The organism is Methylobacterium sp. J-070 (assembly GCF_022829385.1).
Lineage (GTDB): Bacteria > Pseudomonadota > Alphaproteobacteria > Rhizobiales > Beijerinckiaceae > Methylobacterium.
Genome location: NZ_JAKSXX010000165.1, coordinates 219,748 through 243,752 on the forward strand (window position 1 = coordinate 219,748; position 24,005 = coordinate 243,752).

A 24,005-nucleotide genomic window follows, 5' to 3' on the forward strand; every position below is an offset into this window, starting at 1 on the left:
GTTCGCGCCTGCGGCGGGACCGCTTCGCCCCTGCGCATGAGGCGACGGGGCCGAAGCCGCCGCAGATGGCTTGCTCGGTATCGGTGGTCGCGTCTACGCGCCGGCTGCCTTGGGCGCGCCCAGCACATTCACCCACAGCACCACGGCGCGCTTGCGCGGCATCGGGTTGCCGAACCGGTGCGGCCGGCGGCTCTCGAACCGAAAGCTGTCGCCTTCCGAGAGTTCGAGCGTGCGCGCCTCGACGACGAGGGTCAGCCGGCCTTCGAGAACGAGGCCGGCCTCCTCGCCGTCGTGGCTGAACAACTCGTCGCCGGTGCTGGCGCCGGGTTTGAGGACCATGTGGAACAGGCTCATGCCCTGCGTTCCGCCCGGCGGGGTCAGCAATTGCTTGGTGATGCCCGCGCGCCAGAGTTGAAGCTCCGGCCGCTCCTTGGCGAAGACCACGATCGGGTCCGGGTCCGGGTCGGTCGCGGCGGGCTCGAACAGGCCGCCGATCCCGATCTGCAACGTGTCCGCGAGAAGCGCGAGCACCCGCAGCGACGGCGAGGATAGGCCGCGCTCGACCTGACTGATGAACCCGATCGACAGACCCGTTCTCGACGCGACCGTCTCGAGCGAGAGCGCCCGTGCCCGCCTCAGCAGGCGCAGCCGCTGTCCCACGGCCCGGTCGACCGGGTCGGGATTCACCGCGTCACCCTCGGACATGCTCACAGCCACGCCGTCCTGCTCCTCGCCGGATCTTCATGCACGTGAAATCGCCTTGCGTCGATCGCATAAACGTGCGGTATTCTTCACGATGATGAAATACAAGCGCCGGTCACCGCCGGTGGCTTCGAGCCTGGATGGGAGCGGCATCATGAGAAGACGGTTGGCCAGCCTGTGTCTGTCGTCGGCGCTCCTCCTCGGGCTTCTCCAGAACGCCGGGGGCGCCCAGCCGCTGAAGGTCGGCGCCACCCCGACCGGGCTGCCCTTCACCTTCCTCGACACCAAGACCAACAGCATCCAGGGCGTGATGGTCGACCTCGTCAACGCGGTCGGGAAAGAGGCGGGCTTCACGGTGGCGGTGGAGCCCCTGCAATTCTCCACGCTGATCCCGGCGCTCACCGCCTCGAAGATCGACATCATCTCGGCGGCGATGTTCATCACGCCCCAGCGCAAGGAAGTCGTGGCGTTCTCGGCGCCGGTCTACAGCTACGGCGAAGGGCTGATCGTGCCGAAGACCGACACGAAGGACTACGCGTCCTTCGCCGACCTGAAGGGTGAGACGGTGGGCGCCCAGGTCGGCACCGCCTTCGTCGAGCCGCTGAAGAAATCCGGCCTGTTCGGCGAGGTGAAGATCTACGACACGATCCCCGACATCATCCGCGACGTGAATTCCGGGCGGCTGAAGGCCGGCTTCGCCGACGCGCCGATCCTCGCCTACTACGTCAAGCAGGGCGTATTCCCCGGCGTGCGCCTGGTCGAGACCTTCAAGCCGACCGTCGTCGCCTCGGTGGGTCTCAGCGTGCGCAAGACCGACGCGGAGCTGCTCGCCAAGATCGACGCGGCGCTCGCCAAGCTCAAGGCGGACGGAACGCTGCAGGCGATCCTGACCAAGTGGGGCCTGCCGCCCTCCGCCGACCGGTCCTGAGCTTCATGCGCGAGTTCCTCGCCGACGCCCAGGACTACCTGCCGATCCTGCTCCAGGGCGTCCAGCTCACCGTCCTGATCACCCTGGCGTCCCTGGTGGTCTCGACGGTCCTCGGTCTGGTCTGGGCGATGCTGCGGGTCTCGGGCATCGCCGTGCTGTCCGGGTTCAGCGCGGTGATGATCAACATCCTGCGCGGCATCCCGATCATCGTGCAGCTGTTCTACATCTACTTCGTGCTTCCGGATTTCGGGCTGTCGTTCACGGCCGTCCAGGCGGCGATCATCGGCCTCGGGATCGCCTACTCGGCCTATCAGGCCGAGAACTTCCGGGCCGGCATCGAGGCGGTGGATCGCGGACAGGTGGAGGCCGCCCTGTCGATCGGCATGGGCTGGGGCATGACCATGCGGCGGGTGATCCTCCCGCAGGCGATCCGGATCGCGCTCCCGCCCTACGGCAACATCATGATCATGATGCTCAAGGATTCGTCGCAGGCCTCGACCATCACGGTGGCGGAACTGGCCCTCCAGGGCAAGCTCATCGCCTCCTCGACCTTCAAGAACACCAGCGTCTACACGATGGTGGCGCTGATGTACCTGGCCTTGAGCCTGCCGCTGATCCTGCTGGTCCGCCACCTCGAAGCCAAGGGTCGGCACCGATGATCGTCCTGGAGGATGTCCGGAAGCATTACGGCACCCTGGAGGTGATCAAGGGCGTGTCCGCCGAGGTCGCCAAGGGCGAGGTGGTCTGCATCATCGGGCCGTCGGGCTCCGGCAAGTCGACGCTCCTGCGCTGCATCAACGGGCTCGAAGCCTACGATGGCGGGGCGATCCACGTCGGCGGCCAGAGGGTCGACCGCGACACCCGCAGCATCAAGGCGATCCGCACGCGGGTCTCCATGGTCTTCCAGCGCTTCAACCTCTTCGCCAACCGGTCCGCGCTGGAGAACGTCGTCGAGGGCCCGATCCACGTGAAGGGCGAGCCCCGCAAGGACGCCGAGGAGCGGGGCCGCGCCCTGCTCGCGCGGGTCGGTCTCACCGGCCGGGAGGATGCCCGCCCGAACGAGCTGTCCGGCGGCCAGCAGCAGCGCGTCGCCATCGCCCGGGCCCTGGCCATGCGGCCCGACGCGATCCTGTTCGACGAGCCGACCTCGGCCCTCGATCCCGAACTCGTCGGCGACGTGCTGCGGGTGATGCGCGGGCTGGCCGACGAGGGCATGACGATGCTCGTCGTGACCCACGAGATCGGCTTCGCCCGGGAGGTGGCCGACCGGGTGCTGTTCCTCGACGGCGGACGCCTCGTCGAGCAGGGGCCGGCCGCCGAGATCCTGAACCGCCCGCAGAACCCGCGCACCCAGGACTTCCTGCAGCGCGTCCTGCACCCGCTCTGAGCGGGGTCGCGGCGTCGGACCGACGCTTCGTCCCCCGGACCTCCGACCGGTCGCGCGTCCTGTTCGCCTGACCCGCTCCCGTCTTCGTGAAACCTCGCTTGGGACACGCCGTGGCCGAACCGTTCCCCCTCGCCCCCTCGCTCTGGGCCACCACCGCCGCGCCCGCGCCGGAGACGCCGCCGCTGGCGGAGTCTGGGCGCGCCGACGTGGTGGTGGTCGGCGGCGGCTTCTGCGGCCTCTCCACCGCCCTGCACCTGGCCGAGCGCGGAATCCGGCCCGTCGTGCTGGAGGCCCGCGAGGTCGGCTTCGGCGGCTCCGGGCGCAACGGCGGGCAGGTCATCCCCGGGCTGAAATACGATCCCGCCGACCTCGTCGCCAAGTTCGGACGCGAGCGCGGCGAGAAGCTTGCGCGGTTCGCCGGCGGGACGGCCGACACGGTCTTCGACCTGATCGCCCGGCACCGGATGGATGTGCCGCACCGGCGGGAGGGCTGGATCCAGGGCGCCCACACGGAGGCGGGACTCGCCGACGTGGAGCGGCGGGCGACCCAGTGGGCCGATCTGGGCGCGCCGACCCGCGTCCTCGACAAGGCCGAGACCGACCGGCTGCTCGGTACGGACCGCTACCGCGGCGGCTGGCTCGACGGCCGCGGCGGCGGCATCCAGCCCCTGAGCTACGCCCGCGGCCTCGCGCGCGCCGCCCTGAACGCCGGCGCGGCGATCCACGGCGGATCGCCCGTGACGGCGCTCGACCGGACGGGATCGGGCTGGACCGTCACGACCGCCCAGGGAGCCCGGCTGACGACGGACCGGGTCGTCCTGTGCACCAACGGCTACACCGGCGGCCTCTGGCCGAACCTGGCTCAGACGGTCATCGCCGCGCAGTCCTTCCAGGTCGCCACGGTGCCGCTGTCCGACAACCTGCGGCGCTCGATCCTGCCGGAGGGGCAGGTCTCGTCGGACACCCGCAAGCTGCTCCTGTATTTCCGCCTCGACCATACCGGCCGCCTGCTGATGGGCGGCCGGGGGCCGTTCCGGGAGCCGCGCAGCCCTGCGGACTGGGCGCATCTCGAACGGATCGTCGGCCGGCTGTTCCCGCAGCTCGACGGGGTCGCCTTCGACCACCGCTGGTGCGGCCGCGTGGCGATCACCCGGGACTACCTGCCCCATCTCCACGAGCCGGCGCCCGGGCTCCTCATCGACATCGGCTGCCAGGGCCGCGGCGTCGGCCTCCAGTCGGCGATGGGCCGGGCGATCGCCGGCTACATCGCGACCGGCGATGCCGAGCATCTGCCGCTGCCCCTGACGCCGATCGCACCGCTGCCGCTGCACGCCCTCCATCGGCTGTATGTCTCGGCGATCATCGCCTGGTACCGCCTGAGCGACGGCGGCCTTCGCTGACGGGTCGCGTCCGATCGCGGCGGGACGAACCGGCGGGACGGGCGGGTTGCGCATCCAGGGGAGACCGGCCTACCACGCGGCCGGACGAGCCCCGCGCCGCCGGCCGGCGGCCATCGCCGCTGGAGACGATCCGTGAGTCAGACCCACGATGGGACCGCCCTGGTGACGGGCGCAGCGCGCGGCATCGGCCTCGCCACGGCGGAGCGATTCCTGGCCGACGGGTGGCGGGTCGCGCTCCTCGACATCGACGGTCCGGGCGTGGAAGCGGCGGCGGTCCGTCTCGATCAGCCCGAGCGCGTCCTCGCGGTGACCGCCGACGTGTCCGATCCCCAGGCGGTGGCGGAGGCGATGCGGCGGGTCGCCGACCGGTTCGGGCGCCTGGACGCGCTCGTCAACAACGCCGGCATCGCGATCTTCAAGCCGCTGACGGAGACCACCTTCGAGGATTGGTCGCGGGTGCTCGCGGTGAACCTGTCGGGGCCATTCCTGTGCACGCAGGCGGCGGTTCCGCTCCTGGCCGAGCGCGGCGGCGCGATCGTGAACATCACCTCGATCTCCGGCCTGCGCGCCTCGACGCTGCGGACGGCCTACGGCACGAGCAAGGCGGCCCTCGCGCAACTCACCAAGCAGCAGGCGGTCGAGCTGGCGCAGTTCGGCATCCGGGTGAATGCCGTCGCCCCCGGCCCGGTGGATACGGCGATGGCCAAGGCGGTCCACAGTCCCGAGATCCGCGCGGATTACCACGACGCCGTTCCCCTCGGCCGCTATGGCCTGGAAGCGGAACTCGCCGAGGCGATCGTGTTCCTCTGCTCCGCGCGCGCCTCCTTCATCACCGGCCAGCAACTTGCCGTCGACGGCGGCTTCGAGGCGACAGGCATCGGCCTGAAGACGCTGCGGGGAGCGGATCGCGACTGAGCCGGCGCCTCAGGCGCGCCGCATCAATCCCGGCGCGCGGAAGTCGGAGGCGCGGCTCTGCGTGGTGCTCGCCCGCGACGCGGTAACGCGCGGATCCGACAGGCGGATCTGATCGATCAGCAGCGGCCTCGCGTAGTAGTAGCCCTGGGCGCATCGGATCTGCGTCGCACCGAGCAGGTAGGCGACCTCCTCGTAGGTCTCGACCCCCTCGGCGACCACCGACATCCCGAGGGCCAGGCCGAGGGACTCGATCGCCTTCAGGACGATCTGGCTGCGCGGCCGCTTGTCGATATCGGTGATGAAGGAGCGGTCGATCTTCAACTCGTCCGCGGTGATCTCCGCGAGGGCGCCCAGCGACGAGTAGCCGACGCCGAAATCGTCGATCGAGACCCGGGCTCCGATCGCGCGCACGCGGGGCAGGACCTCGCTCTGGAACCGGCTCTTGGTGAAGAAGGCCTCCTCGGTGAGTTCCAGCACGAAGCGCCGGGCGAGGCCGGTCGCCCCGAGCGCGTCGCAGAACGCCGCCATGAACGGCACGTCGCAGGCCTGCTTGGCGGCGATGTTGAGGCTCACCGACACGTCCGGCCCGAACACCTCGTCGATGTCGGGCATCGACTGCACGGTCTCGGCGAGGACCTGGAGAGTGATCTCGTTGATCAGGCCCAGCTCGATGGCGAGTTCGATGAAGTCGCCGGGGGCCTGGATCATGCCGAGCTCGTCGCGCCAGCGCAGGAGAACCTCGACGCCGAGGACCTCGTGCGTGCGCATGTCGACCTTCGGCTGGAAGGCGCAGCAGAAGCACCGGTCGCGGATCGCCAGCCGCAGCCGCTGCTCCACCGCCATGCGGGCGGTCGCGGCATGGCTCATCGTCTCTTCGAAGAGACTGACGCCGCCCTTCACGCCGCCCTTGACCCGATACATGGCGTTGTCGGCCTGCCGGCGCAGGACCTCGTAGGTCGTGCCGTGCTCTGGGTAGAGACTCAGGCCCATGGACGCCGAGGCGAAGATCTCGTGGCCGTCGATGAAGAACGGCTGCTTCAGCCGATCCGAGATGTCGAGCACCTCCGACAGGGTGCTGGCCTTGTCGACGACCGGGTTGAGCAGCAGCACGAACTCGTCGCCGCCGATGCGCGCGAGCAGGTCGCTCGGGCGCAGCGCGCTGCGGATCCGGTCGGCGACCTTGCGGAGCAGCGCGTCGCCCGCCGCGTGGCTGTAGTAGTCGTTGATATGCTTGAAGTTATCGAGGTCGATGAACGCCAGGGCGAAGCGGTCGCCGGGACCCGCTTCGGCGACGAGTTCCTCGATGCTCTGCTCGAACAGGGTCCGGTTGGGGAGGCCGGTCAGGGCGTCGATGAACGCCCGCGCGATCAGGTCGCGCTGCATCCTGTGGTGATGCGTGACGTCGGCGATCGTCGTCAGCGTGTAGCACTCTCGCTCGGCCATGACCGGGCGCGCCGAGGCTTCGAACATGCGCTCGCCGATCTCCTCGACGACGATGTGGTCCGGCCGTTCGATGGCCGCTTCCGGAAGGTCGTGCACGGCCCTAGTCCCGAGCGCGCGGGCCACGGCATTTGCCAGGATGCAGACACCCTGCTCGTCGTGGACCACGACGCCCACCGGAAGCGCCTGGATGGCGGCTTCGAGCAGGCTTCGCCGGTGGCTGGTCATCGCCTGACTCACGCTCAACCCTGCTGCCAGAGCGGCTTGGCGGCGCGCAGACCGGTCTCGGCCGGGGCGTCCGCGCCGTCCAGCGGGCGCCGGAGCAAGCGGCGATGCACCTGATCGAGCGCGGCGCCGTTGCCGCCCTCGGATCCGGACTCGCGGGCCAGACGCGCCATCGTGGTCAAGTCCGGATCGGCGCCGCTGACCTTGCTCATGGTGGCCCCGCGCCAGCGTTCGACCACGGCGCCCACGAAGGCGGCGCCGGAGATCGTCTCGCCGGCACCCGGCACGCGCCCGCTGATGTCGTTGCGGGGCTGCCGCTCCGGCGGCAGCGGATGGAACTTCATCCGCGCCGGCATCGGCACGCCCTCTCCGAACGCGATGACTTCGCCGGTGCCCAGGGACGGCACGAAGGTGAGCAGGTTCACGGCATCCGAGACCGCCGCGGCCAGGAAGGCCTGGTCGCGGTCGTTGGTCATCCGCATGGCGAACAGGGTGCTGCACTGGGACATGATGGTCGCGTCGAGTTCGGCCGGGCGCTGCGTCACCAGGCCGAGGTGGACGCCGTGCTTGCGGCCTTCGCGGGCGATCCGCGACAGGGCGCGGCGCGTGGGCGAGAAGCCGATCGAGCGGTCGGCCGACGCGTAGCGATGGGCTTCCTCGCACACGAACAGGAGCGGGATCGCGCCCTCGCTCCAGATCCCGAACTCGAAGGCGAGGCGGCACAGGACGCACACGACGGCGTCGACGACCTCCATGGGCAGCCCGGCCAGTTGCATGATCGTCATCGGCCGCCCGTCCGGGTCCAGCCGGAACAGGTGCGCCAGGATCTCGCCCATCATGTCGCCGCCGACATTGGCGTTGTCGAACATGAAGCCGTACCGGGGATCGTTGCGGATCGCCTCGATCCGGGTGATCAGGCGGTGGTAGTGCATCCGCGAGACGCGGTTCTCCAGGCGCCCCATCCGCTCGTCGATGAGCGAGATCAGGTCCTGCAGCACGTAGGGGACCGGGGTGTCGACCGTGTAGCCCGCGCTCTTGCCGATCGCCCGCTTGACGATCTGCCGGTCGCTCACCTCCTTGTACTGGGCGTACTTGCTCTTCGCGAGCGGGATGACCTCCGCCAGGATCTCGATCTCTTCATCGACCGGCGAGCGGCCGCCGTAGATGACGTCCGCGATCTCCTCGAGATTGAACAGCCAGAAGGGGAGCTTGAGATTGTGCGGGCTGATCAGGGTCGCGCGGTCGCCGAAGCAGGCCGCGTACTCGTTGTGGACGTCCAGCAGGAAGATCCGCACCATCTGTCGCGTGCGCAGGACCTGATCGAGAATGACCGCCACGCCGCTCGACTTGCCGACCCCGGTCGAGCCCAGGACCGCGAAGTGCTTCGTGAGCAGGTCCTCGACCTTGATGCAGGCCGGGATCCCCGGATCCTGGTACAGCGCGCCCACCGAAGCGGTGTCCGATCCCGACACCTGATAGACCACCCGGAGGTCGTCGGGCGGCAGCAGATCGACGGCGTCGCCGATCGCGGGATAGCAGGTCACGCCACGCTGGAAATGCTTCGCGCCATCCTCGCTGACGATCTCGCCGAGCAGGTCGAGGCTCGCATAGGCGCCGGGCTGGCGTCCGCGGTCGCTGCCCGACGAGAGCGTGGTGATGATCCCGATCAGGACCGCGACGCCGGCCTGGATCCGAACGAAGTTACCGACCGTGACCCGCACGTCCGGCCGCCCGCCCTGGCCGGACAGTTCCAGATGCACCTTGGACCCCTCGATCGAGGTCACCGAGCCCATCTGCCACGCGGGGATCCCGTTGCAATCTCCACCGTCGCCGCTCCGCATCGTCCGCCCCTGGCCACCGCACCGATTTCCGAGCGAAAGTGCAGCGCGCCGATTAAGGAACAGACAAAGCCCGCGACTGGACGCAGCGATGATTAATTATCACTTGTCCGAGTGCGGCGATGAACAGGTTGTATCTTGTTCTGCTTTCTACCCTAGCAGGCATCTGCGCTCTGGCGGCGCCGCAGCGCAGGCGTGCCGAGACGTTCCGGCATCACCGGGAGAGCGGTCGTCCGATCCGCCGCCGATCGTCTCGGAGGCGACCGTACTCGATCATCTGGATGGCCGCCCTCGGGCCGGTGCATGCTCGGCGGGCTCGGACACTCTCGGGAGCCGGCGGGCTGTGCCGGCCCGTAAGTTCGACCGATACCGGGGGAGCCGGACGCCCGCGGGATGAGGGCGCGTCTCGCACGCCCCTCAGGCGATAGGCGACAGCGTGTGGCGCACGGGCCGGGACACCGGCCGGTCCCGAGGCGGCCGAATAGACGAGGTCAGCAGACCCGCGCCGCTAGGCGGCCGCGTCGGAGCGGAGATCCGCGGCGCGCCAGGCGCTCCGGACGTCATCGAAATGTTCGCGCCGCCAGCACTCGCCGGAGATCAGCGCGCCGTTGGACGTCACGAACGCGTAGGGCGAATGCTCAACGACCGCGCCGTCCCGGGCCCGGATGCGCCAGCGGTAGCATCCCGGATCGCTCGCGCAGGGAACGATCTCGACGGTGTAGGCGCGCAGGGATAACGTCGGCATAGGGTCTTAACGGCCCAGCCGGACTTTTCGCTCCCATTGCCGTTTGCGGACGGTTACTGAGGCGTGCGGGTCGCCGGATCGAGCTGCGCGCGGGCGGAACCTTCCGCGGCGCGCCCTGGTTCGGCCGGACTGAATCGGTCGGTCCAGACCCGATCCCGGAGGACGCACGCGGCATGCCCATCAAGGCTCTGAACGACCGGAAGAGGCTGTCGGGCGATTTCCACGAGGCGCACGACGCCTTCGTCGACGCGGTGCTGACAGCGCTCCAATCCGGGCAGATTCCACTGGATCTCGCCCGCGCCTATCTCGCGCATCCCGTCGCCATGATGCACACCGACGGAGCCCAGGCGGTGGCCGACTATTTCGAGCGCATCCTTGCGCAGCGGCCGAACATCGATTGGGCGCCGGGAAGCTGACCAGCGCGCCGGCGCAGGTCGAGAGGGGATCGCCGATGACGACCGACGAGATCGCGGATCTGAATCTCGCCCGTGCCTCGCTGGCACGGCAGAGAAACGCCATCGCCCGGCGGCTGGGTGGCCTGGAGGTGGCGCCGATCTCCATGGCGGAGGACCTGACCCGGACGCTGCTCGCCATCGAGGCCGTGGACCGCGCGCTGGTCGAGGCCGGGCAGCCGCACGTCGACATCGGTCAGACCTCGGAGGGGTAGGGCCCGCAGGCCCCGCCGACCTTGCTTCGCACGCCCGCGCGGGCGTACAGGCTCGCGTGCTCCGAGGAGACCCGACGATGACCGACCGCCTGCCCGGTTTCAACACGCTGGCGATCCACGCGGGCGCCGCCCCCGATCCTGCGACAGGTGCGCGGGCCACGCCGATCTACCAGACGACGAGCTTCGTCTTCGACGACGTCGATCACGCCGCCTCGCTGTTCGGGCTGCAGGCCTTCGGCAACATCTACACCCGGATCACGAACCCGACGAACGCCGTGCTGGAGGAGCGCATCGCCGCGCTCGAGGGCGGCACCGCGGCCCTGGCGGTCGCGTCGGGCCACGCCGCCGAGTTCCTGACCATGCACGCGCTGATGCAGCCGGGGGACGAGTTCGTCGCCTCGAACAAGCTCTACGGCGGCTCGATCAATCAGTTTAACCATTCCTACAAGAACTTCGGCTGGTCGGTCGCCTGGGCCGAGAACGACGATCCCGCCTCGTTCGAGGCCGCGATCACGCCGCGCACCAAGGCGATCTTCTGCGAATCGATCGCCAATCCGGGCGGGGTGATCACCGACCTCCAGGCGCTCGCGCGCGTCGCCAAGGCACACAACATCCCCCTCGTCGTGGACAACACCATGGCGACGCCGTACCTGATCCGTCCGTTCGAGCACGGCGCCGACATCGTCGTGCATTCGGCGACCAAGTTCCTCGGCGGGCACGGCAATTCGATCGGCGGCCTGATCGTTGACGGCGGCTCGTTCCAGTGGGCCGGCGACGCCCGCTACCCCATGATGAGCCAGCCCCGGCCCGAATATTCCGGCATGGTGCTGGCCGAGACCTTCGGCAATTTCGGCTTCGCCATCGCCTGCCGGGTGCTGGGCCTGCGCGACCTCGGCCCGGCGCTCTCGCCGTTCAACGCCTTCCTGATCCTGAACGGCATCGAGACCCTGCCGCTGCGCATGCAGCGCCATTCCGACAACGCGCTCACGGTGGCGACGCACCTGTCGACACATCCGGCGGTCTCGTGGGTGAGCTATCCCGGCCTGGAGAGCGACCGTTATCACCAGCTCGCCCGGCGTTACACGCCGAACGGCGCCGGCGCGGTCTTCACCTTCGGGCTGAAGGGCGGCTACGAGGCCGGGGTGAAGCTGGTGTCGAGCCTGCAGCTGTTCTCTCACCTCGCAAACATCGGCGACACGCGCTCGCTGATCATCCACCCGGCTTCGACCACCCACCGCCAGCTCACCGACGCGCAGAAGACCGCCGCCGGGGCCGGCCCAGACGTGGTCCGACTGTCGATCGGCCTGGAAGACCCGGCGGACCTGATCGAGGATCTCGACGCCGCGCTCGGCGGCTGACAAGGCTACACCTGGGAATCCGCCCGCCTCACCGCGCTCGCCTGGACGGGGGCTCCCCGTAAGCTTGGACCGGACTGTGCCGGCCGCCGGCATGCAATCGCAGCGGCCGGCCGCTCAGAACGCCTCCGCCTCCAACGCCATGGTGCTCTCCGCCCCCGCCTTGATTCGCGCGAGCCGCAGGCCGGTCTCCGGCAGCATCCGCTCCAGGAAGAACCGGCCGCTCGCGAGCTTGGCGTCCCACCGGGGGGAGGGCGCCTCGGCGTTCCGGGCGACGGCCGCCTTGGCGATCCTGCCCCACATGTAGCCGAGCGCCACGAGGCCGAAGAGGTGCATGAAGTCGGTGGCGCCGGCGCCGGCGTTGTCGGGCTTCGCGAACGCGTTCTGCATCAGCCACATCACGGCCCCCTGGAGGTCGTTCACCCCCGCCTGAAGCGGCTTGGTGAACGGAGCCATCGCGGGATCCTCGCCGTGATCCTTCAGGAAGGTCTGAACCTCGCCGAGGAAGGCCATCATGGCCCGGCCGCCGTCCTTGGGCAGCTTGCGCCCGATCAGGTCCATGGCCTGGATGCCGTTGGCGCCCTCGTAGATCATGGCGATGCGGGCATCGCGCACGAACTGCGACATCCCCCATTCCTCAATGTAGCCGTGACCGCCCAGAAGCTGCTGCGCCTCGACGGCGTTGGCGAAGCCGCGGTCGGTGAAGACGCCCTTCACCACCGGGGTCATCAGCCCGAGGTAATCGTCGGCGGCCTGCCGCTCCTGCGCATCCTCGGAGCGGTGCAGGATGTCGGCCTGGAGCGCGGTCCAGAGCATCAGGGCCCGGGCGGCCTCGTTGAAGGCGCGGATCTGCATGAGCGTGCGCCGCACGTCGGGATGGACGATGATCGGGTCGGCGGCCTTCTCGGGAGCCTTCGCGCCGGTCAGCGCCCGGCCCTGGAGCCGGTCCTTCGCGTAGGCGGCGGCGTTTTGGTAGGCGACCTCGGACTGGCCGAGACCCTGGACGCCCACGGCGAGGCGGGCCTCGTTCATCATCACGAACATCGCGTTGAGCCCGCGATTCTCCTGGCCGACCAGCCAGCCGGTCGCCCCGTCGTAGTTCATCACGCAGGTGGCGTTCCCATGGATGCCCATCTTGTGCTCCAGGGAGCCGCAGGACACGCCGTTGCGGGCGCCGAGGGACCCGTCGGGGTTCACCAGCACCTTCGGCACGACGAAGAGCGAGATCCCCTTGGTGCCGGCGGGCGCGCCCTCGATCCGCGCGAGGACGAGGTGCACGATGTTCTCGGCGAGGTCGTGCTCCCCGGCGGAGATGAAGATCTTGGTGCCGGTGATGCTGTAGGAGCCGTCGCCGTTGGGCACGGCCTTGCTCTTGAGGAGCCCGAGATCCGTGCCGCAATGCGGCTCGGTGAGGTTCATGGTGCCGGTCCAGGCCCCCTCGACCATGCGCGGCAGGTAGACCGCCTTCTGCTCCTCGGTGCCGTGGACCAGGAGCGCGGCCATCGCGCCCTGGGTCAGGCCGGGATACATCCCGAAGGCGAGGTTCGCCCCCGAGGCGAATTCCTGGATCGCCGTGTTGAGGGTATGCGGCAGGCCCTGACCGCCGTAGGCCTCGGGCACGGAGAGGCCCATCCAGCCCCCCTGCGCGTAGGTGTCGTAGGCCGCCTTGAACCCGGTGGGCGTGCGCACGGTGCCGTCGCCGTCCCGGCGGCAGCCCTCGATGTCGCCGGTCCGGTTCAGGGGGGCCAGAACCTCCTCGGCGAGCTTGGCGCCCTCACGCAGGACCGCCTCGACGACGTCCGGGGAGGCGTCGGAGAACCCGGCGAGATTGTCGCGGGCATGGAAACCCAGCACGTCGTTGAGCAGGAACAGCGTGTCGTCGACCGGTGCGCGATACTGCGGCATCTCTGGCTTTCCCCTAGGACGCGGACCTCTCGGATCGGCCCGTCGCGGCGGCTTCATCTAGCCGGGCCGCGGGCCCCGGGGCAACGGTCGCGCCTCGCGGACCAGGGGGGCCGGGGGCCCCGAGACTGGCGTTTTGGCGGCCGCGATTATCGCGTCACCGAGCCCTTAACCTTGTGTTTACCAAGAAAGTTAATTGTCACCTTCGACCGATCCGACGTGCGCGTTCCCTGGATACCGATCAGCGATCCGAGCGCCGCGCACAGGAATGGACGCCGAACTGCCGACGATAGGCCACCGATGACCAGCACCGCGATGTCGCAGCTCGACAGTTTCGATCCCGAAGTGCTCGATGCCGCGCGGGACGTTGCGGCACGGGCGGGCGTTCCGCTGGAAACGTGGATCGCCTCCGTGGTGCCGCAGGCCAAGTCCGGAGCGCCCGGCACGCGCCGCCAGCGCCGCCGTCACCGGGCCGAGCAGCTGCCCCCGTCCGCGCCCCGGTCCGAGATCGGGTCCGATCTGGAGCGGCCGGCCGTCGGGTCCGGCGCCATCGCCGAGACGTACGGGGACGGCCTTGCCTCCCTGATCAACCGCCTCGAAGGCCTCGACCGCGCCCTCGGCGAGGAGCGCCGCAGCGTGCAGGACGTCGAGGCGCGGCGCCTCGCGGAGATCGAGGCCCGAATCGACCGCGCGCTCAAGGCGGCGCCGGTGCAGGAGGTGACCGAGCGGCTCGGCGACATCGAGCGCCGGATGTCGCAGCTCGGCGAGCAGGTCGCCGCCACCCGGCAGCCCGGCCGGCGAGCGCGTCCCGCCGCCGCCGATATCCGCAACGCGGTCCAGGATATCCGCCAGCGCCAGAAGGAGCTGTCGCAGGCGGGGGCGGTTCAGGCCGGCGCCGACCGCGGCGTCGTCGCCAGCATGCGCATGGATCTGGCCCGCCGCCTCGAGGCGCGCATCGACGAGGTCGTGGCGCCGTCGGCAGCCCTGACGGAACTCCAGCACGAGATCGTGCGCCTGCGCGAGGCGGTGGATCAGCTCGCCACCAGCCACGACATCGTGGCGCTCGAGGACGCCGTGATCTCGCTCTCAAGCGGTCTGGAGCGGGCCCAGTCGGGGATCGACCTCACCGTCATCGCGGCTCCGATCGCGGAGGTTCGCGCTCAGGTAGAGCGACTTGCCGAGGAGGTCGCCGAGAACGTCCACAACCGCGTGGCCGACGACGTCCGCCGCTTGGCGGAGCGTCTCGACAGCGTGGCGGCCACCGGCGCGGCGGGTCAGGACGACCACACGCTCGCCGGCCTGTTCGCGGAACTCGAGGAGATCCGCCGCCTGATCGCCGCGCTCGCGGGTCCGGAGCGGATCCAGGGCCTCGCGCTCAGCCTGCAATCCGTGAGCGCGCAGGTTGCCGAGTTGCAGCGCGTCGGCACCGACCCGGACCTGCGGCCGCTGCTCGAGGAGATCCGCAGCGACGTCAAGATCGCGGCGCCGGCGGTGCTGGCCGACCAGATCCAGACGCTGGCCGACAAGGTCGACCTCCTCTGCGCCCGGGAAGACTGGTCCGAGCAGGCCGGCGAGGCCGACGCCGCGCGGACCGGCGAGATGGCGTCGATCCACGCCATGCTGCACAACCTCGCCGAGAAGGTCGATCAGGTCGGCAGCCGCTCGGAGCACGAGGGGCTGGACGCCCTGGAGAAGCAGGTGGTGACCCTGGCGGGCCGCCTCGATGCGCCCCACAGCGTCGATCCGGCGCTCGCCGGTCTCGAACGCACCATGGGTGACTTGCTGCGGCAGGTGACGGCCCTGCGCGAGGCGGCCCCGAGCGAGGCCGCCGTCGAGCGCGCCGCGCGGAACGCCGTGGCCCAGACCCTCCAGGGCTCCGGAATCGCCACCGCGGAGACCGGCGAGATCGGGCTCCTGCGCGCCAGCCTGGCGGACATGCAGGCGCGCCAGGTCGCGTCGGACCTGCGCCTCGGCGCCACCCTCGAGGGTGTCCAGTCCGCCCTCGAACGCCTTCTGGTCCGGCTCGGACCCGTCGAGGCCGGCGCCCCCCGGGCTCCGTCCCTGGACGAGCGCCTGATGTCCTCGACGAGCCCGGAGGCGACCCTCACCGCCGCCGAGGGACGCGCCGTGCTCCGGCGTGACAGCGCCGAGACGCCGCGGATCGCCGACGACCTCCTGGAGCCCGGCAGCGGGCGCCCTGTCCGCGAGCCGCGGGGCGGGCGCGATCCCGGCGCGCGGCGGACGCCCAAGGAGCGTCCGGTCGCCGAGACGGGTTCTGAGACCGACATCAAGACCAGCTTCATCGCGGCGGCCCGCCGTGCCGCACAGGCCGCACAGGCGGAACTGGCCGCGGAGGCGCCCGCCGAGCGCCGCGACGCGCGCGCCCAGAAAGTGATCCTGCCGCAGGCCACCGCCGAGGAGGGCCGCTTCGGCCGGCTGCGGGCCGAGATCGACCGCCGCCGCCGGCCGCTGCTGCTCGGCCTCGCCGCCATCGTCCTGGCGCTCGGGGCGCTGCAGGCGATCAGCATGCGCAGCCCGGAGGAGCCGCCCCGCGTCGCCCCCGCCAGCAAGGCAGCGCCCGTCCGCGAGGAACCGGCCGTTCCGAAGGACGCCGCAGAGGACGACGGCAGGGAGGTCGCCAGGGGCGGCACAAAGGACGCATCCAAGGAGGCTCCGGCGGCGAAGCCGCCGGTGGCCGATCCAACCACCACCCAGGCCCTGCCGAACGCGCTCCCGGCCGACGCGCGGGCCTCCGCGGTCAAGACCCTGGTTCCGCAGGTCTCCGGGATGGGGGCTCTGCATACCGAACTCGGCACCCTCCCGCCGGCTCTCACCAAGGTGAAGCTTGCCGCCCTCGAAGGGGACGGTACGGCGATCTGGGATCTCGCCACGCGGGAGGCCGACGGCCGCGGCATGCCCCGGGATCTGGCGCTGGCGACCAAGCTCTACGAGAAGCTGGCCGCGGCCGGATACGCCCCGGCCCAGTACAAGGTCGCCGGCCACTACGAGAAGGGCTCGGGCGTCGTCCGCGACCTCGACAAGGCGAAGCTGTGGTACGGCCGCGCCGCCGAGCAGGGCCATGCCCGCTCGATGCACAACCTCGCCGTCCTCCACGCCGAGAATCCCGCCGCCAACGGCAAGCCGGACTATGCCACGGCAGCCTCGTGGTTCCGTCAGGGCGCGGAATTCGGCGTCCGCGACAGCCAGTACAACCTCGGCGTCCTCTACGCCCGCGGCCTGGGCCTGACGCAGGACCTCGTGCAATCCTACGCGTGGTTCGCGGCGGCCGCGGCACAGGGCGACGACGACGCCGCCAAGAAGCGCGACGATGTGGCGAACAAGCTGAGCCCCACCGATCTCGCCAACGCGAAGAGCCTGGCAAACAGCTTCCGGCCGCGAAAGATTGACGCGGCGGTGAACGACCCGCCGAGCATCAAGGCGGCCGCCTCCGCGCCCATGTCCCTGCTCGGCGCCCCGGCCCCGAGCCCCGTGGGCTTCACGGCACCGGCGCGGCGCGGCTAGCCTCCGGCCGCACCGCACCGGGCCTCGCGCTCCGAACTTGACCCCCGTGCCGCGATGCGGGAACGCTCCGGCCGGGTGGCCCCAGGCTGGTGTCTCATCGCGCGGGCCGCCAGCCTTTGCCGCCGATCGGAGGATGGATGGCGCGCCGGAATCAAGTGCCGATCGGCGCCATCGTGCTCGGCGTGGCCGGCCTGATCCCGTTTCTGGGATTCGCCGCCCTCGCGGTCTCCGGGAGTGACGGCGGCCTCAGCAGCCTCGGGCTCGCGCCGCGCACGATCCTCTCCACCTACGGCGCGGTGATCGCCTCGTTCCTCGGCGGGATCCGCTGGGGTGCCGCGGCCGCGCGAAACGCCGGCAACGCCGATTACCTCCTGGCGATCTTCCCGTCGCTCCTGGCCTGGGCCGCCCTCGCGGCCCCGGCGCCCTGGGACCTGCGCATCCTCGGAGCGCTGGTTCTGGCCTGGGGCCTCATCGACCAGGACCTGCCCCGCCGCGGTCTTGCGCCGCTCTGGCTCGGCCGTCTGCGGCTCGTCCTGTCCGGGGTCGCCGGCGCCGCCCTGCTGGTGGCCGCCTGAGGACGGCCCTCCCGGCCGGAGGGTCAGCCACCGCTATTCGTCGTGTCGCCACCCCGGGCTTCCGCGCCGGAGGTCACGGCCGCATCGTCGGGACACCCTATGAAAACGGCGGGCGTCCGGGACGCCCGCCGATCCTGAGCGGCGGTGCGCGCCTCAGACGCCCATCGCGACCTTCAGGTTCTGGTCGACCTTGTCGAGGAAGCCCGTGGTCGAGAGCCAGCGCTGCTCGGGGCCGACCAGGAGCGCGAGGTCCTTGGTCATGTGCCCGGCCTCGACCGTGTCGACGCAGACCTTCTCCAGGGTCGCCGAGAACTTCGCCAGGTCGTCGTTGCCGTCGAGCTTGGCGCGGTGGGACAGGCCGCGGGTCCAGGCGAAGATCGAGGCGATCGAGTTCGTCGAGGTCTCACGGCCCTTCTGGTGCTCGCGGAAGTGGCGCGTGACGGTGCCGTGGGCGGCCTCGGCCTCGACGGTGTTGCCGTCCGGGGTCATCAGCACGGAGGTCATCAGGCCGAGCGAGCCGAAGCCCTGCGCGGCGGTGTCGGACTGCACGTCGCCGTCGTAGTTCTTGCAGGCCCAGACGTAGCCGCCCGACCACTTCAGGCACGACGCCACCATGTCGTCGATCAGGCGGTGCTCGTAGGTGATGCCGAGCGGCTTGAACTTGGATTCGAACTCCTCCTCGTAGACCTTCTGGAACAGGTCCTTGAATCGGCCGTCATAGGCCTTGAGGATGGTGTTCTTGGTCGACAGGTAGACCGGGTACTTGCGCGCCAAGCCGTAGTTCAGCGAGGCCCGGGCGAAGTCGATGATCGACTGGTCGAGGTTGTACATCGACATCGCGACGCCGGCGTCCGGGAACTTAAACACCTCCTTCTCGATGACGGTACCGTCGTCGCCCTCGAACTTGATCGTCAGGCGGCCCTTGCCGGGCACCTTGAAGTCGGTGGCGCGGTACTGGTCGCCGTAGGCGTGACGGCCGATCACGAAGGGCTGGGTCCAGCCGGGAACGAGCCGCGGCACGTTCTTGCAGATGATCGGCTCGCGGAAGATCACCCCGCCCAGGATGTTGCGGATCGTGCCGTTGGGCGAGCGCCACATCTCCTTGAGCTTGAATTCCTGCACCCGCTGTTCGTCGGGGGTGATGGTGGCGCACTTCACGCCGACCCCGTGGCGCTTGATCGCCTCGGCGGCATCGACCGTGACCTTGTCGTTGGTGGCGTCGCGGTGCTCCACGCCGAGGTCGTAATACTCGAGGTCGACGTCGAGATAGGGATGGATGAGCTTGTTCTTGATCTCGGCCCAGATGATCCGGGTCATCTCGTCGCCGTCGAGCTCGACGACGGGGTTCGCTACCTTGATCTTCGCCATGGACCGATGCCTTCCGCGTTGTCCCCGCGCACGGCATGCAAGGGCCGTGCGGTCGGCCGCCCAATCTCGATTGGGTCCGTATCGCCCCGGCGACATAGCGCGGCCCTTTCGGCAGCGGAAGCCGCGGGCTGTCATCCGGGCGGCTTCGTCACCGGCCCTCGACGGGCGGGCGGCGCCTGTGCCAGAGGGCCGGGATGACGAGCCGCGACGCGCAGGGCGAGACACATACGACGATCACCGAGGTGCCGCCGGGCTTCGCCCCGGCGGTGATTCTGGTGGAGCCGCAACTCGCCGAGAACATCGGCATGACCGCCCGCGCCATGGCGAATTTCGGCCTGTCCGAGCTGCGCCTCGTCAACCCGAAGAACGGCTGGCCCAAGAAGGGCGTGCGCGAGGCGGCCTCCGGCGCGACGCATGTCCTCGACCGGGCGACGCTCTACGGCAGCGTCGCCGAGGCCATCGCCGATTGCCGCTACGTGCTCGCCACCACGGCGCGCGAGCGCGGCCAGATGAAGCGGGTCTTCGCCCCCGAAGAGGCGATGGGCGAGGTCGTCGCGCGGGAGGGCCAGCGGACCGCGGTGATGTTCGGCCGCGAGCGGGTCGGGCTCACCAACGAGGAGGTGTCGCTCGCCGACGCCATCGTGACCTTCCCGGTCTCGCCGGATTTCCCCTCGCTCAACCTCGCCCAGGCGGTGCTGCTCGTCGGCTACGCGTGGCGCCAGGCCAGCGGCCGGGCGGTCCTGCCGTTCACCGGCGAGCTGCTGTCGCCGCCGGCCACCCGCGAGGCGCTGATCGCCCTGTTCGGCAGCCTGGAATCGGCCCTCGACGCCGCCGGGTTCTACCCGCCGGAGAAGCGGGACATCATCGCCCGCAACATGCGCGACATGCTCCACCGCATGAGCCTGACCGAGCAGGACGTGCGCACCTTCCGGGGGGCGCTGCGGGCGCTGACCCGCCGGGGATCCTGATCAGTCGGCCTCGACCTTCATCTCGGGCGGCTTGCCGCCGCCGAAGCAGCGCCCGACCGCCTCCCAGAACGCCGCCTGCTCGTCCGGCGTGCACGCGGCGATCCGCGCCTCGACCTTGGCGCGGCCGGCCACCGCGTCCGGGGTCGCGGCGACTTCCGCCTCGCTCGGGTTCCTCGCCTCGGCCATGGGCCATCCTCCGAAACAGAACGAAAGTGCGGCCAGCTTGCGCGGTTTCGTTCCGGGCGGCAATCGGGCATGGAGACGGCGCCGTGCAGGCGGCCGCCCGGCGGCGGGGGACAGGGCGGAGTATCCGGTGCGGCTCAGCGTCGACAATCTGGCCTGCCGCCGCGCCGGGCGCCGCATCTTCTCGAACGTCGCCTTCGCCCTCGGACCGGGCGACGCCCTGGCGGTCACGGGACGGAACGGCGCCGGGAAGTCGAGCCTGCTCGCCATCCTGTCGGGCCGGCTGCGGCCCGATGCCGGGCGCATCGCCCTCTCCGGGGTCGGCGAGGCGAGCCTGCCGGAATGCCTCCACGCGGTCGGCCATCGCGACGGGTTGAAGGCGTCCCTGACGGCGGGAGAGAATCTCCTGTTCGCCCAACGTCTGCTGGGCGCGCCGCGCTCGACGCCCCGGGACGCCCTCGGGCGGCTGGGTCTCGGCCACGCCCACGACCTGCCGGTGGCCTATCTGTCGGCCGGCCAGCGGCGGCGGGTCGCCCTGGCGCGGCTGCTGGTCTGCGCCCGGCCGCTCTGGCTGCTGGACGAGCCGACCGCGGCGCTCGACACGGCCTCGCAGGCGGCGCTCGCCGGGTTGATGGCCGAACACCGGGCCGGCGGCGGCCTGGTGATCGCCGCGACGCATCAGCCCCTCGATCTGTCCGGCGCGGACGAGCTGCGCATCGAGGCCGCCGCGGCGGCACCGGTGGCCGAAGCTCTGGAGGACTGGGCGTGATCCGGGCGGTTCTCGCCCTCATCGCCCGCGACCTGCGTCTCGCCGGCCGGGTCGGCGGGTCGGGCGCCCTGTCGCTGGTCTTCTTCCTGATGATCGTCGCCCTGGTGCCCTTCGCCCTCGGGCCGGACCTCAACCTGCTGTCGCGGATCGGCCCGGCGATCCTCTGGCTCGCCGCGGTGCTCTCGACCCTGATCGGCCTCGACCGGCTGTTCCAGGCCGACGAGGAGGATGGCTCCCTCGACCTGATGACCGCCGCGCCGGTTCCGCTCGAACTCGTGGTCCTCGCCAAGGTCACCGCCCACTGGCTGACCACCGGCCTGCCGCTCGCGCTCGCCGCGCCGCTCTTCGGCCTGCTGGTGGCCCTCGACGGCACCGCCATGGGCGCCACGGCGCTGACGCTGCTGGCGGGAACCCCGGCTCTGAGCTTCATCGGCGCGGTGGGGGCGGCGCTGACGGCCTCGATCCGCCGGGGCGGGCTGATCCTGGCGGTGCTGGTGCTGCCGCTGATGATCCCGACGCTGATCTTCGGCGTTTCGGCCGCTCAGGCGGCGAGCGGGGGGACGGTGCCGTTCTTCGTGCCGCTGGCGGTGCTGGCCGCGCTGACGCTGATCGCCGCCGTGGTCGGGACGCTGGCGGCGGCGGCGGCTTTGCGCTGGCCGGAGTGATCCACGACCTTCGAGCGTTCCGTGCCACCGCAATCAGGCCAAAAATCGTCACATCAATGGTCTGAGTTTTAATCCATGGAATTGTCGGCTAATATTTTCAAAAGATAGTCGTATTTCCCATCGATGTCTTCGGTAAATCGACACGGCTATCGTCAAAGCATTCGATTTTGAGTCGCAGCCCATACAAAGTCGCATCGACCCTGATCGTATCCGGCGGATCCCTCGGAAGCCGGAAGGAAATCTTCGCCTTCTCCAAAGTTTCTAAAACGTCGAAAATCGTATGATTTTCCATGCGCCCCTCTCTTCGACGAATCGATGCTGGCGAGTGGGCGATGCTGGGAACTTCGGTGAACGCTTGGCTTACCCTACTGTTCGACTGCTGGTTCTTCCATCACGCTTGTCCTTTGCTGTCCGGATTGTAGCCGCTTTCGACGCAATCGAACCGAGCGCCGTCACACGGACGCCGATCAGTGTTGGTCCGGTCCGCTCGCGGCCGTAATAGGTATGACAGCCTTCTGAAATGGAAATGCCGTGGGTTGCCAGTGGCGACCGAGCTTGAAACGGTCTGCTTCAGTGCGCTCGTTCTCCCAGAGAAGCTTCGCCAAAGTCATATGATCGCCCGTCTGCAGGGCCTCCCCCACCGCAACCCAGCTCCGGAGGTAATCAGATATCGGCTCACCATCGATCGCTTTTTGCTTCTCGTATCGCTCCCTGAAGCTCGGGGTAATCAGATCCCAATGTTTTCTCGCAATCGCAAGTTCGCCGAGCGCTGCGTTTGTGAGGCACATCCAGATATGATCTTTGTTGAAGCTATAACCCCGCATTTCTTGGGATAAAATAAACGTTAAAATTTTTTCGATTGTGTCTAAGGATCTGAGAAGCGGAAGGACTTCGGTCTCAACCTGAACGACGAAATCGCCAGCGATGGTCGGGTCGTCCCAATCCCAGACACCCCCCTCGCCAGGTGGTTTGAACTGGCGTGACCGACCGATCATACCGATTGATCGACCATGACCTCCAAAATCGAACTTATCTCCGCGAATATATAGCTCCGTGAGTCTCCACTCCAGCGTGAAGTACCCACGACTGGGGCGATCATAAATTCGAATCTGCCTAGCGATATGCCCAACGCCTTGGAGGCATAGAAACTTGCCCCCCGTAAAAGCAACATCAGGGTTTCGATCGATCAGAGAAGCAGACAACGCGCGAATTTGTTGTGCTGATGTACGAGTTAACTGGGCCATTTCCTGGGCCTCACTTGTATCATGATAAATCGGACCACTTCGGGAAATTTGCGCTTTGCCGCCTTGATGGAAGCGACGGCCTGTTGAGGCGTCCATCCCTCCCGTCCAGTTTTTGGATCGTAGATACACGCGGTGTCGATCTGAGGCCTTTCAAATACGTCAGATCTCTTGCTACCTAGCAAGATTATCTTTCCTTTATCGTTCAGGTCGGCTAAAATGAGTTCTGCAACGAAATTTGGATCTTCTTTTCTGTTGATGATGCGCGCGATCTCAGCGTGAATCATGGTACCCAGCTGGGTCGCATGTGCATACCCACCTTGCGCTGTCACACGCGCGGTTACCTCGTCCACAATAGCCTGCACTTCCCCGTTCCTCGGACAGGAGTCATCCAATTGAGCTTGGCTGAGCCGGCCGATCCACATCGGCATACTCATCTACGGTTCGTCCCCGAATTCGTATTCTTGCGCTGTAAGCCCCAAAACGGTGCCGTACCCATCCTCACGAGCGGAGAGGTACGTCAGGAGCTGCAACCAAAGCTCGATGGTTGCGATGACGGGGGCGGCGATCAGCGGGAGGGCGGGGGCGAAGGCCTGTTGAACGATCGGCTCAGCGACGAGACCGGTCGGCGTAAAGGTGGTCCGCGATAGAACCTCGCCCGTTTTGCCGTCTCGAATCGTCTGCGTTTCCCCGGAAGTCTCGAACACCCGGCTTTCGCCGACCGGCGCCGTGACAATATGCTGTTCGTCGAACGGCTTTCGCCCCGCATGGACGCGGATCGACAGGACGCGCGTCCCATCCTCCAGCGTTGTGCTCTGCGGGGGCGGATCCTGGGGGGACGGCCCGCTTGGCCGATCCTCTTGGAGCGAGGCCCACTGAGCACCGATGGGAGTCGGCACCCACTCGCCGCCGTTCGGCTGTCCCGCTGGCGCACGCGGCTGCGTCTCCCAATTTTTGGCCTGGAGCTGTCGCTGCAGGCGGATCAGCTTGGTCTCCAGCGCGAGGCCGGCAAGAAGGTGGCGCAGAACCATCGCGTCGCTATGCGCTTGAGGCTCGTCACGCATAAGGGCCTCGCCCTGCCATACCGCCTGTTTGCGGCCCGACAAGATCGAAACAAGAACATAGGAAAAATGTCAAGATTTAAGACGCGCAGCCCGATCGGTCGGCATCTGGCTGGTCCGCGTTGACGCGTCGCGCCCCCATCACTATA

The 24,005-nt window shown here is 69.0% G+C and carries 22 protein-coding genes; 13 read left to right on the forward strand and 9 right to left on the reverse strand.

All coding sequences use genetic code 11. From position 1 onward, the window contains the following. Positions 1-93: 93 nt before the first annotated feature. Positions 94-705, reverse strand: a complete 612-nt coding sequence (locus MKL01_RS17020; protein ID WP_243906577.1) for an XRE family transcriptional regulator — start codon at positions 703-705, stop codon at positions 94-96. Positions 706-856: 151 nt separating this feature from the next. On the opposite strand from MKL01_RS17020, the gene MKL01_RS17025 reads away from it, so the two are divergent. The 5 genes from MKL01_RS17025 (at position 857) to MKL01_RS17045 (ending at position 5,332) form a co-directional block, all read left to right on the forward strand. Continuing rightward, positions 857-1,630 carry an ABC transporter substrate-binding protein gene (locus MKL01_RS17025; protein WP_243906382.1) on the forward strand — a complete coding sequence of 258 codons (774 nt, stop codon included), beginning with the start codon at positions 857-859 and terminating at the stop codon, positions 1,628-1,630. Between the two features lie 5 nt (positions 1,631-1,635). Next, entirely contained in the window at positions 1,636-2,289 is a 654-nt protein-coding gene (locus MKL01_RS17030) for an amino acid ABC transporter permease (protein WP_243906383.1), read from the forward strand. Next, positions 2,286-3,017 (forward strand): amino acid ABC transporter ATP-binding protein, encoded by a 732-nt coding sequence (locus MKL01_RS17035; RefSeq protein WP_243906384.1) that lies wholly within the window; start codon positions 2,286-2,288, stop codon positions 3,015-3,017. Before MKL01_RS17030 ends, MKL01_RS17035 begins: the two co-directional genes overlap by 4 nt. 110 nt (positions 3,018-3,127) lie before the next feature. Then, positions 3,128-4,417, forward strand: a complete 1,290-nt coding sequence (locus tag MKL01_RS17040; protein WP_243906385.1) for an NAD(P)/FAD-dependent oxidoreductase — start codon at positions 3,128-3,130, stop codon at positions 4,415-4,417. A gap of 132 nt (positions 4,418-4,549) precedes the next feature. Next, positions 4,550-5,332 (forward strand): SDR family NAD(P)-dependent oxidoreductase, encoded by a 783-nt coding sequence (locus MKL01_RS17045; RefSeq protein ID WP_243906386.1) that lies wholly within the window; start codon positions 4,550-4,552, stop codon positions 5,330-5,332. A gap of 9 nt (positions 5,333-5,341) precedes the next feature. Here the strand turns inward: MKL01_RS17045 and MKL01_RS17050 are convergent, their stop codons facing one another. From MKL01_RS17050 to MKL01_RS17060, 3 genes are all read right to left on the reverse strand, one after another. Then, the gene (locus MKL01_RS17050; RefSeq protein WP_243906387.1) at positions 5,342-7,012 is read right to left on the reverse strand and encodes a putative bifunctional diguanylate cyclase/phosphodiesterase; all 1,671 of its coding nucleotides are present in this window, start codon (positions 7,010-7,012) and stop codon (positions 5,342-5,344) included. A gap of 2 nt (positions 7,013-7,014) precedes the next feature. Further along, positions 7,015-8,838, reverse strand: coding sequence for an ATP-binding protein (locus MKL01_RS17055; protein ID WP_409566269.1), 1,824 nt, complete (start codon positions 8,836-8,838; stop codon positions 7,015-7,017). Positions 8,839-9,343: 505 nt separating this feature from the next. Beyond that, a complete protein-coding gene (locus MKL01_RS17060; protein ID WP_243906388.1) occupies positions 9,344-9,580 on the reverse strand; it encodes a hypothetical protein in 237 nt (78 codons plus the stop codon). A gap of 173 nt (positions 9,581-9,753) precedes the next feature. Between MKL01_RS17060 and MKL01_RS17065 the strand changes: the two genes are divergently transcribed. From MKL01_RS17065 to MKL01_RS17075, 3 genes are all read left to right on the forward strand, one after another. Further along, positions 9,754-9,996, forward strand: coding sequence for a hypothetical protein (locus MKL01_RS17065; protein ID WP_243906389.1), 243 nt, complete (start codon positions 9,754-9,756; stop codon positions 9,994-9,996). A 35-nt stretch (positions 9,997-10,031) separates the two neighbouring features. Next, positions 10,032-10,247 carry a hypothetical protein gene (locus tag MKL01_RS17070; protein ID WP_243906390.1) on the forward strand — a complete coding sequence of 72 codons (216 nt, stop codon included), beginning with the start codon at positions 10,032-10,034 and terminating at the stop codon, positions 10,245-10,247. Positions 10,248-10,324: 77 nt separating this feature from the next. Then, a complete protein-coding gene (locus MKL01_RS17075; RefSeq protein ID WP_243906391.1) occupies positions 10,325-11,605 on the forward strand; it encodes an O-acetylhomoserine aminocarboxypropyltransferase in 1,281 nt (426 codons plus the stop codon). A gap of 114 nt (positions 11,606-11,719) precedes the next feature. Here MKL01_RS17075 and MKL01_RS17080 read toward each other — a convergent pair whose 3' ends face one another. After that, positions 11,720-13,507, reverse strand: coding sequence for an acyl-CoA dehydrogenase C-terminal domain-containing protein (locus tag MKL01_RS17080; protein ID WP_243906392.1), 1,788 nt, complete (start codon positions 13,505-13,507; stop codon positions 11,720-11,722). A 297-nt stretch (positions 13,508-13,804) separates the two neighbouring features. Here MKL01_RS17080 and MKL01_RS17085 point away from each other — a divergent pair, with 297 nt between their 5' ends. Then, entirely contained in the window at positions 13,805-17,026 is a 3,222-nt protein-coding gene (locus MKL01_RS17085) for a hypothetical protein (RefSeq protein ID WP_243906393.1), read from the forward strand. Positions 17,027-17,163: 137 nt separating this feature from the next. Then, positions 17,164-17,601, forward strand: a complete 438-nt coding sequence (locus tag MKL01_RS17090) for a DUF3429 domain-containing protein (RefSeq protein ID WP_243906394.1) — start codon at positions 17,164-17,166, stop codon at positions 17,599-17,601. A gap of 153 nt (positions 17,602-17,754) precedes the next feature. On the opposite strand, the gene MKL01_RS17095 is transcribed toward MKL01_RS17090, so the two are convergent. Beyond that, positions 17,755-18,969 carry an NADP-dependent isocitrate dehydrogenase gene (locus MKL01_RS17095; protein ID WP_243906395.1) on the reverse strand — a complete coding sequence of 405 codons (1,215 nt, stop codon included), beginning with the start codon at positions 18,967-18,969 and terminating at the stop codon, positions 17,755-17,757. Between the two features lie 194 nt (positions 18,970-19,163). On the opposite strand from MKL01_RS17095, the gene MKL01_RS17100 reads away from it, so the two are divergent. Further along, a complete protein-coding gene (locus tag MKL01_RS17100; RefSeq protein WP_243906396.1) occupies positions 19,164-19,937 on the forward strand; it encodes an RNA methyltransferase in 774 nt (257 codons plus the stop codon). Here MKL01_RS17100 and MKL01_RS17105 read toward each other — a convergent pair whose 3' ends face one another. Next, the gene (locus tag MKL01_RS17105; protein WP_243906397.1) at positions 19,938-20,123 is read right to left on the reverse strand and encodes a hypothetical protein; all 186 of its coding nucleotides are present in this window, start codon (positions 20,121-20,123) and stop codon (positions 19,938-19,940) included. It lies immediately after the preceding gene. Positions 20,124-20,250: 127 nt separating this feature from the next. On the opposite strand from MKL01_RS17105, the gene ccmA reads away from it, so the two are divergent. Together ccmA and ccmB are read left to right on the forward strand one after the other, a co-directional pair. Next, positions 20,251-20,889, forward strand: a complete 639-nt coding sequence (gene ccmA, locus MKL01_RS17110) for a heme ABC exporter ATP-binding protein CcmA (protein ID WP_243906398.1) — start codon at positions 20,251-20,253, stop codon at positions 20,887-20,889. Further along, a complete protein-coding gene (ccmB, locus tag MKL01_RS17115) occupies positions 20,886-21,554 on the forward strand; it encodes a heme exporter protein CcmB (protein WP_243906399.1) in 669 nt (222 codons plus the stop codon). Before ccmA ends, ccmB begins: the two co-directional genes overlap by 4 nt. 467 nt (positions 21,555-22,021) lie before the next feature. On the opposite strand, the gene MKL01_RS17120 is transcribed toward ccmB, so the two are convergent. Both MKL01_RS17120 and MKL01_RS17125 read right to left on the reverse strand, forming a co-directional pair. Then, positions 22,022-22,894, reverse strand: coding sequence for a hypothetical protein (locus MKL01_RS17120; RefSeq protein ID WP_243906400.1), 873 nt, complete (start codon positions 22,892-22,894; stop codon positions 22,022-22,024). 338 nt (positions 22,895-23,232) lie between these two features. Continuing rightward, entirely contained in the window at positions 23,233-23,859 is a 627-nt protein-coding gene (locus tag MKL01_RS17125) for a hypothetical protein (protein ID WP_243906401.1), read from the reverse strand. Positions 23,860-24,005: the final 146 nt, after the last annotated feature.